Source organism: Psychrobacter sp. S4(2024) (assembly GCF_036861305.1).
Taxonomy (GTDB): Bacteria; Pseudomonadota; Gammaproteobacteria; order Pseudomonadales; family Moraxellaceae; genus Psychrobacter; species Psychrobacter cryohalolentis.
In genome coordinates, this window is sequence record NZ_JAZAQR010000005.1 from 154,276 (window position 1) to 160,998 (window position 6,723).

6 protein-coding genes are annotated in these 6,723 nt (G+C 42.3%); 2 read left to right on the forward strand and 4 right to left on the reverse strand.

Features of this window, described 5'->3' with window-relative positions:
- Window positions 1-13: 13 nt before the first annotated feature.
- The gene (locus VLA57_RS12405) at window positions 14-1,357 is read right to left on the reverse strand and encodes a hypothetical protein (RefSeq protein ID WP_333955071.1); all 1,344 of its coding nucleotides are present in this window, start codon (window positions 1,355-1,357) and stop codon (window positions 14-16) included.
- A 325-nt stretch (window positions 1,358-1,682) separates the two neighbouring features.
- On the opposite strand from VLA57_RS12405, the gene VLA57_RS12410 reads away from it, so the two are divergent.
- Window positions 1,683-2,495 (forward strand): SDR family NAD(P)-dependent oxidoreductase, encoded by an 813-nt coding sequence (locus tag VLA57_RS12410; protein ID WP_133104987.1) that lies wholly within the window; start codon window positions 1,683-1,685, stop codon window positions 2,493-2,495.
- 112 nt (window positions 2,496-2,607) lie between these two features.
- On the opposite strand, the gene VLA57_RS12415 is transcribed toward VLA57_RS12410, so the two are convergent.
- The 3 genes from VLA57_RS12415 to VLA57_RS12425 all read right to left on the reverse strand — a co-directional run bounded on the left by VLA57_RS12415 (window position 2,608) and on the right by VLA57_RS12425 (window position 6,090).
- Complete coding sequence (locus VLA57_RS12415) at window positions 2,608-3,303, reverse strand: lysophospholipid acyltransferase family protein (RefSeq protein ID WP_262881098.1); 696 nt, start codon at window positions 3,301-3,303, stop codon at window positions 2,608-2,610.
- Window positions 3,304-3,437: 134 nt separating this feature from the next.
- Window positions 3,438-5,324 (reverse strand): DNA topoisomerase IV subunit B, encoded by a 1,887-nt coding sequence (gene parE, locus VLA57_RS12420; RefSeq protein WP_133104989.1) that lies wholly within the window; start codon window positions 5,322-5,324, stop codon window positions 3,438-3,440.
- A 139-nt stretch (window positions 5,325-5,463) separates the two neighbouring features.
- Entirely contained in the window at window positions 5,464-6,090 is a 627-nt protein-coding gene (locus tag VLA57_RS12425) for a YqiA/YcfP family alpha/beta fold hydrolase (protein WP_333955072.1), read from the reverse strand.
- 188 nt (window positions 6,091-6,278) lie between these two features.
- On the opposite strand from VLA57_RS12425, the gene VLA57_RS12430 reads away from it, so the two are divergent.
- Window positions 6,279-6,539 carry a DUF1289 domain-containing protein gene (locus VLA57_RS12430; RefSeq protein ID WP_133104990.1) on the forward strand — a complete coding sequence of 87 codons (261 nt, stop codon included), beginning with the start codon at window positions 6,279-6,281 and terminating at the stop codon, window positions 6,537-6,539.
- Window positions 6,540-6,723 lie beyond the last annotated feature (184 nt).

Genomic DNA, 6,723 nt, shown 5'->3' on the forward strand with positions numbered 1-6,723 from the left:
TATTTAAGCGCACTTATGATAGATGATTAGAATGAGCTTTTTTCTTATTATCTTCGGTAATTTCACTAGCATTACTCTGATTACTTTGCTGCAACTGCTGAACCTTTTTAGTCAGTTGGCGCTCGCGCTGGGTCATGGGATTAACTGGCTGAATCCATAAATCAATATCCATAAAAGCATCTTCAGCCTCTATTATAAAATCTATACCCAATACAACCACATGATGTAGTTCTGCCATTGGTAACCGTGTCGCCACATCTAAAGCGATTTTCGCTAAATTTGGGCGTATAGCCGACTTACCATGCTTTCCTTCTGCATCTTGTCCATAAAATATTAGTACATAATGCCGCCCCAAACACTCGTAAGAATGTTGGTGGACAACATAGCCTTGTTGCTGCAACTGCTGCGCTTGCTTGGGATGCTTATATAAAGTACGAACTAACTCATGACGCGAAAACAATGACTCATCTAATATCTGCTGTTGCCAATGAGAAAAATCTGCCTTACTAGACTTCTCCAATGATTCTTTCTGCTTAAACGCAGCAGGATTTTTATAAACTGTTTCTAACATCTGCATGCTAAGTTGTGACCATAAAGCAGCCGCTTGCGCCATATGCTGTTGATACATCTGCTTAGTTGGGCTATTGGTTTTCTGTGCCAGCGACATCGCTATCAATGCCGAGTTAGGCTCATTTTGCAAACCATATTTTATCAACGCATTATCTATCGTAATTGCAGGTGCAAAGAAGTCGGCAACATTTAGAAATCCAGTAATAATATCGTTTTCGGAATTTGTTATATGATCCTTATTATCCTGCTGTGACTGCCCTAAACGATAGTGTAAAAATCGCCATAGCTCGCAAGGTATCTGTAATTTATTTAAATGAATATGCCAGTCATGCCAGCCAAATGCTTGTAATGGCTGAATAGATGCACTTGTATCAACGAGCGAACCCTCTACTAAATTACTGTCCGTAAAACTATGGGCTAGACGTTGAACAGGATTTTTTTTGCAGGATTTATTATGAACATCAGTATCAGTATCAGTATCAGTATCAATTTGACGCTGGATATCCAAAACCAAGACGTCAATACTACGTAACTGGCTGTCTATAGATCTTGATATATGAGTCTTGCGCCATATATTTACAGCATTAAAAACTGTCCTACCTAGTGCCTCAATATCAGCTGGCAGCATGTCAGTAGGCAAATATATCACCCACTCTACTAAGTTAAGATCGCCTAGTGGTAGCTGGTACTGAGAATATTGCGCTTGATAGTTGCTCTCTATCACTGGCATATCCGGTAAGATAATCTTTAAGATATCTGCTCGTAAATAACAAGCCATTTCATTCATAAGATAGCTTCCATCAGACATTACCATCGTCGAATCACTGGGCACAGTTACCACCTTTTTGTCTGAAAAAAAATACGCTATTATAAGCGGCGCAATTGGTGTGCAGCGGATAAATGCAACTGCTGCTCCAAGACTATTGGATAAAAAATAAACTACATAATAGCAATTATACATGGTCGCTTTCAGCACAGTGACTTGTTATGATGATATAAAAGCGGTATTACTCGCGTATTAAGGAATCAATTAATACGCATGCTACCTTACAATATAATTAGCCCATTTATTTAGAAAATGTCTCTCTGATGAGAACAAGGACTTGCCCATCATGAAACGCTTTAAAGAGAAAACAGTTGTCGTAACAGGTGCCGACTCACATATCGGTCGTGCAACCGCCATTCGTTTTGCGAATGAAGGTGCTAACGTCATACTCGTCGGACGCTCGACCGATACATTAAATCAAATCACTGAAGGATTTCCACAAGACCGTACATGGATTCATACCGACAACTTTTTAACCATCGCTTGTGACATTGGTGTTGAGAGCCAAGTACAAGAGATGATAAAAAGAGTCATCGATAAGTTTGAAACAATCGATATATTGGTGAATAACGCAGCACAAACGACGCAAGGCAGAAATAGTGGGTTATCTACTGAACAGAAGAGTCCAGCTGTTGATGACTATTTAAGTGAAACCTTGTATGTCTGTCAGACGGCTATGCCTTACTTAATACAGAGTAAAGGTAGTATCATTAACGTTCCTTCATTTGCAGCTTGTAGTAGCGATCAGAGTGCAGCAACTTATGATGCTGCCACCTCAGGTATTACTGATTTGACCCGTACGTTGGCTTCGGCACACAGCGCAGACGGCGTGCGCGTTAATGCAGTAAATCCAAGCGTCACTCAGTCTGATATATCAGATGCGATTCAAAATACCGATATTCAAAATACCGATATAACAGATCTTCAAGCAAATATAGATGAATCATCAGATAAGAGTCCATTAGGACGCTGTGCTACACCAAACGATATTGCCGCGGTGATTACTTTCTTAGCAAGCGATGATGCTGCCATGATTACCGGTACCAATTTGCCCGTCGATGGCGGTGTAAGCACTTCTAACCGTCAGCTACCTTTATAACTTTATAAAACCTTAATGTGTAAGGGCTCAAGATTAATAAGCGCAAACAAGAAACCCCTGATACTCCATATCAGGGGTTTTTTATAAATATAATCAGCTACTACTTAAAAAACTACTCCGCTGATTTATTAACGTCCTGTAGCGGCTGCGATAAACGCTCAGGATGTCTTGGAATTACACCTTGATATTGAGCATATATTCTTGGCAAATCGGATTCGATATCTCCGGTAGGATAGACCAAAGGCATAAAGCGTATCTCTTTGGTATTGTAATCCAGCGCCACTGGCAAGATTGGCACACCGGCACCCACTGCTAAATAATAAAAGCCTGACTTCCAATTTTTGGTGTACTGACGCGTACCTTCTGGCGACAACCCCAAAAATAATGGCTCACCTGTTTTAAATTTATCAATACTCGCTTGTAATACGGAGCCTTTATTACGGCGATCAATCGGAACAATACCTATCCAATGCAGCAATTGTGCAAGGATCGGCACCTTAAATAAGGTGTGTTTGCCCATAATACTAATTTTCAAATCGAGCGCAAACAAACTGGGTATCGCATATACACCGTCGATATTTGATGTATGCGGAAGCGCTAGCACCACCGCCTGTGGAATATTTTCTATCTCACCAACGGTACGCCAGCCTGCCGCTTTTAATAATGCAGACGCAATCACTGGCGCAATCTTGTTGCCGCGTCTAGGAACCAAATTCCCAAGCTGTTTTTTATTGAGACTTGGTAATGTTTTAGAGCGTGGCGGCTTAGCACTGTTAGCATTAGAGCGATTAAATAATTTTGATGTCATAACGGCACCATGTAGTAGAAGATATCCATATAATACCATTAAGCTGGTATCACTAATCTGGATTTTACATGCTTTTGTTATGTTATAGCTTACTCAATCATGATTATAAATAATGCTAAGCGTCCTAAAAATAGCTATGAGATATCAGCTAGATTACCTTTATCTTCTAGCCATATCTTACGATCAGCAGCACGCTTTTTGGCTAGCAGCATATCCATCACACTGTTGGTTAGTACCATGTCATCCATATCCAACTGAACCAGACGACGAGTATCGCGATTCATGGTTGTTTCACGCAGCTGCTCAGCGCTCATCTCACCCAAGCCTTTAAAACGTGTGATTTGAGCTTTTTTATTGCCCGGTACATTGGCTAAAATATGCTGAAGCTCGGTTTCATCTAACGCATAATGCACTTCTTTAGCCACATCGACGCGATAGAGTGGCGGCATTGCAACAAATAAATGACCAGCATCGACTAAGGCAGGAAAGTGCTTCACGAATAGCGCACAGATCAAGGTAGCAATATGCAGTCCATCAGAATCGGCATCCGCTAAGATGCATACCTTGTCATAACGTAGCTCAGATAAATCGTCAGATGCTGGATCAACGCCAATGGCAATCGCAATATCATGAATTTCTTGACTCGATAGCACTGTATCTGATGAGACCTCCCACGTATTTAAAATCTTACCACGCAAGGGTAGAATCGCCTGATAATGACGATCACGTGCTTGCTTCGCACTCCCACCCGCAGAATCCCCTTCTACCAAAAACAGCTCAGCCCCATCACGCAAATCACCGCGGCAATCTGCCAACTTACCGGGCAATGCAGGTCCCTGAGTGATTTTCTTACGGGCGACTTTTTTAGCAGATTTTAAACGACGCCCTGCTTTATTAATCGCCAGTTCAGCGATTTGCGTACCCATGTCTGCATGCTGGTTTAACCATAGGCTAAAGGCATCTTTTGCCAATGTCTGTACAGCGCCTGCAGCCTCGCGACTAGATAAACGTTCTTTGGTCTGTCCAGAAAACTGTGGCTCAGAGAACTTCAGAGACAGAATATAGTTCACCCCGTCCCAGACATCTTCTGCGGTTAGCTTCACACTACGTGGTAGCAAATTATGAATATCGCAGAACTCACGCAATGCTTCTAAGATACCCGTGCGTAGTCCATTGACGTGAGTACCGCCCTGAGCTGTCGGAATCAGGTTCACATAGCTTTCTTGAATCGGCGTCCCACCATCAGGCAACCAAGACAAGGCAAAGGTAATGGCAGCTCGTTCGCCCGCTTTCGCATCGTAATTATAATAAAACGGTGCTTCAGGCAATGTCTCAAGACCATCTAATTGTTCGTTTAAATACTCGACCACCCCATCGGTAAACTGCCAAACCACCTTTTCATCATTAATGTCATCAGTGAATTCAATCGTCAGTCCAGCTGCCAAAACCGCTTTGGCTTTCAAATTATGCTTGAGATGCTTTACATTGAATTTTGGCGTATCAAAAAAGCTACCATCTGCCCAAAAGCGTACCCTAGTGCCACGTTTACGCTTATTGGAGCTAATCGTCTCAGTTAGCGCCGTCACTGGCGCGCCATTTTCAAACGCCATCTCAAACTGCGTGCTATCACGCCATACCGTGACTTCAACTCGCGTCGACAAGGCATTAACGACAGAAATACCCACGCCATGCAAACCGCCCGAAACTTCATAATTAGAGGTCGAAAATTTACCACCAGCATGCAAACGGGTCAAAATCAGCTCGATACCCGATTGATTGAACTCAGGGTGAATATCTGTCGGCATACCGCGACCATCATCCTCAACCGACAGCGACCCATCACTATGCAATTGAACCTTGATAGTTTTGGCGTAACCACCCAATGCCTCATCGACGGAGTTATCAATAACTTCTTGCGCCAAATGATTGGGGCGAGTGGTATCAGTATACATACCGGGACGACGACGTACTGGCTCAAGCCCTTCTAAAACTTCTAATGATTGCGCATTATACTGACTCACAAATGCATCCTTAAATATTCATATACGATTAATTCTATTAAACCATTATAACGAAAAATAGCGACGGTAACGGTAATAGTCAGTCGCTTACGTCAGATAATGTCGTCTATTTAATACGCTATGACAGCTTTATTTGAACTTAGAGCAACTGCTGTAGCATATCAATCACCTTTGGCAATTGCTCACCAAAATCGCTAAACCTGTGATCGCCACCTGCTTGCACAGCTACCGATGCGCCCTGACTCTGATAAAAAGCTTTAGACAATTCAGAATTTAACAGCTCATCGCCTTTTTTCAGTAGCACAGCAACTTTATCGGGATAATTTACTGCTAAAAGTTGATGGTCTGCAAACCATTGTAAATCTGAGGGAGTAATATTCCAGCCGCCCGCCGTCGTATGCAGGACGTCACTATGAGACAACTCATCACTGCTTTCTTGATTTGATACTAAGGTGTCAGAAAAACGCTGTAGAGTAATATGAGGCTGAGTGCTAGGGTTTAGCAATAGTGCGGGGCAACCTGTATGATTGCTCACCAAGGTAGAAAAATAGCCTCCTAACGAGCTACCAATAAGTAAGGTTTTATCCTCTCTACTGAGTTCGGTTACCAATTTAACTAGTTGCTCAAAAACTTGCTCAGGAGCACTATTCAGGTTAGGACGATATACATTGATATCAGGATAATGACGCTGGCAGTATTTTTCTAACAGCACCCCTTTGGTAGAGTTGGCATCACTGTCCAGTCCATGGATATAAATCAGGTTCACGTATCATCTCCCTTGTTAATTTTGTTATGATTATCTTATATAGGCTATCAAAGCCAAGCATAGCACCCGCTAAACAAAAATAATAACAATAAAACGGCACACTATTAGTCAGTATTTGCGACATAATAATGTTGTCATTGCAGTTTTATATAGGTCAAAGGAATGACGATAATAGCGATGGAGTAGCCATGAATCAACAGTTTGAGCTGTTCGAGATTGCCAATCCATGTATTGGTCTTTGTAAAAGCAATAAAAAAGGCTATTGCTTTGGTTGCTTGCGCAGTCGTCCTGAGCGTCAGCTATGGCTGAGCATGACTAACGAGCAGCGCCGTGAGGTGCTACGGCTAGTCTCTGGACGCAGGCAACGTATCGAACAAATGAAACAGCGTAAAGGTGAGCAGTTGGGGTTTGATTTTGAAGACACAGCAGAAGCGGGTAAGCTTTTCTAAAAAGCTCATGATAACGCCTCACTAGGATACGTACTCTAAATTGAATAAATCAGCGCGATTATCCGATAAACACTCACTCATCCAAACGTCAGGCAAAGAAAATCCCCCGCCTAGATAACTAGTCGGGGGATATTTCAGAATAGAGAGCTGACGATGACCTACTCTCACATGGGCGAACCACACT

Coding starts and splice junctions, on each gene's coding strand:
- VLA57_RS12415 (WP_262881098.1), bottom strand. CDS start 3,303: ATGACATCAAAATTATTTAATCGCTCTAATGCTAACAGTGCTAAGCCG.
- VLA57_RS12405 (WP_333955071.1), bottom strand. CDS start 1,357: ATGAATGAAATGGCTTGTTATTTACGAGCAGATATCTTAAAGATTATC.
- VLA57_RS12410 (WP_133104987.1), top strand. CDS start 1,683: ATGAAACGCTTTAAAGAGAAAACAGTTGTCGTAACAGGTGCCGACTCA.
- VLA57_RS12430 (WP_133104990.1), top strand. CDS start 6,279: ATGAATCAACAGTTTGAGCTGTTCGAGATTGCCAATCCATGTATTGGT.